At 63.4% G+C, this 1593-nt stretch carries 1 protein-coding gene and 1 pseudogene; both read right to left on the bottom strand.

All coding sequences use genetic code 11. The features are described 5' to 3' along the window. Positions 1 to 105: pseudogene (locus tag HX846_RS23295) on the bottom strand (tRNA-specific adenosine deaminase); the annotation flags it as partial. Then, positions 105 to 1484, bottom strand: a complete 1380-nt coding sequence (locus HX846_RS23290) for a multicopper oxidase family protein (RefSeq protein WP_087695164.1) — start codon at positions 1482 to 1484, stop codon at positions 105 to 107. The pseudogene HX846_RS23295 and the gene HX846_RS23290, both read right to left, overlap by 1 nt. Positions 1485 to 1593 lie beyond the last annotated feature (109 nt).

The raw sequence follows: 1593 nt of genomic DNA, 5'->3' as shown, positions 1-1593 counted from the left end.
CACTTCGCCCAGCGCGGCCCCCTGGGCAGCCAGGGCCAGCGCTTCACGCATGAAGTCCTGGTCGCGGCTGCGGTCGATAATCGCCGTGGGGCGAAACTGGCGCATCACGCCACCTCGATGGCGGCCATCAGGCCGGTTTCCATGTGGTCGATCACATGGCAGTGGAACATCCAGACACCCGGGTTATCCGCCACCAGCGCCACGCGGGCACGCTCGTTCTTGCCCAGCAGGTAGGTGTCGGTGAAGTACGGAATCACCTTGTGGCGGTTCGAGGCGATGACCTTGAAACTCATGCCGTGCAGGTGGATCGGGTGTTGGTACTGGGTCATGTTCTTCAATTCGAAAATGTAGCTCTTGCCCTTTGCAAGCTTGGCAATCGGGCGGTCGGCGCAGGTCTTGTCGGTGATGTCCCAGGCCTGGCCGTTGATCTGCCACAGGCTCGGTGGCTTATTGTCCACGTTCACCGAGACCGATCCAACCCATTCGAAATTGAAGTTGAGTTTCTCGGCATTGGCCAGGTCCGGCTCGGCAATCGGGTTCGCCGGCAACGCAGGCGGCCATTCGGTCGCCGTGTCGGTGCTGGCCACCGAGCGGAAGGTGCCCAGGCGTACCGGGCCGTTGCGGATCGACAATTCTTCACCGGCGGGCGGCGCCTTGATCGCCAGGCAGATGCGCATGCCAGGGCCGAGCCAGTATTCCTTGCCCAGCGGGCGCGGTTCGATGGGGTTGCCGTCCAGGGCATAGATCTGCGCTTCAACGTCGGGGATGTTGATGCGATAGGTCAGGGTGTTATCGAGGTTGAGCAGGCGCACACGGGTGATCTGCCCGGCCGGCAAATCAATCACCGCCTGGGACACGCCATTGATGGTCGACAGGCGTCCGGCGGTGCCGCCCCGGGCCGCTTCGCGGGGAATGCTGAAGGCGACAAAAGCGCCCTCTTCGTCCACGTGCCAGCTTTTCAGGCTCAGGGTGCGTTCGTGCTTGAAACCGGTGGGTTCGCGCTCCTCGATGATCAGCGGGCCCACCAGGCCACGGCCCAGTTCTTCGCTGCTGTTCACGTGGGGGTGATACCAATAGCTGCCGGCATCGGGCACGCGGAATTTGTAGTCGAAGTATTCGCCCGGCAGTACCGGCAATTGCGAGACATACGGCACGCCGTCCATTTCCAGCGGCAGGCGTATGCCATGCCAGTGGATGGTGGTGGCGACCGGCAGGTGGTTGATAAAGCGTACCCGCAGCCATTCACCCTGGCGCACTCGCAACTCGGTGCCCGGCGCCGAAGGGCCGAAGGCCCAGGCCTGGGTCTTGTGCCCCGGCACCAGCTCCACGTCCAGCGGCGCGGCGATCAGCTCGTAATCGTGCCCCGCCTCGGCCTCGGCCACCTTCCCGAGCCAGTAGCGATAGGCGCCACCGGCACCGACGCCCACCACCGCGAGACCGGCAAGACCACCCAGGATTTGTCGACGGGAAAACGATTGGGACACAACAACCTCACGTATCTGCCGCGGGTCCGAGACCCGCAAAGGGCAGATACCATACACCGGCATCACCTAAACAGTAAGGGTTCGCATTGCCACATGTGGGAGCGGGCTT

The organism is Pseudomonas sp. K5002 (assembly GCF_013386655.1).
In the GTDB taxonomy this organism is placed as follows: Bacteria; Pseudomonadota; Gammaproteobacteria; order Pseudomonadales; family Pseudomonadaceae; genus Aquipseudomonas.
The sequence above is the reverse complement of the archived record's forward strand: the minus strand, read 5'-3'. Positions and strand labels throughout refer to the sequence as shown.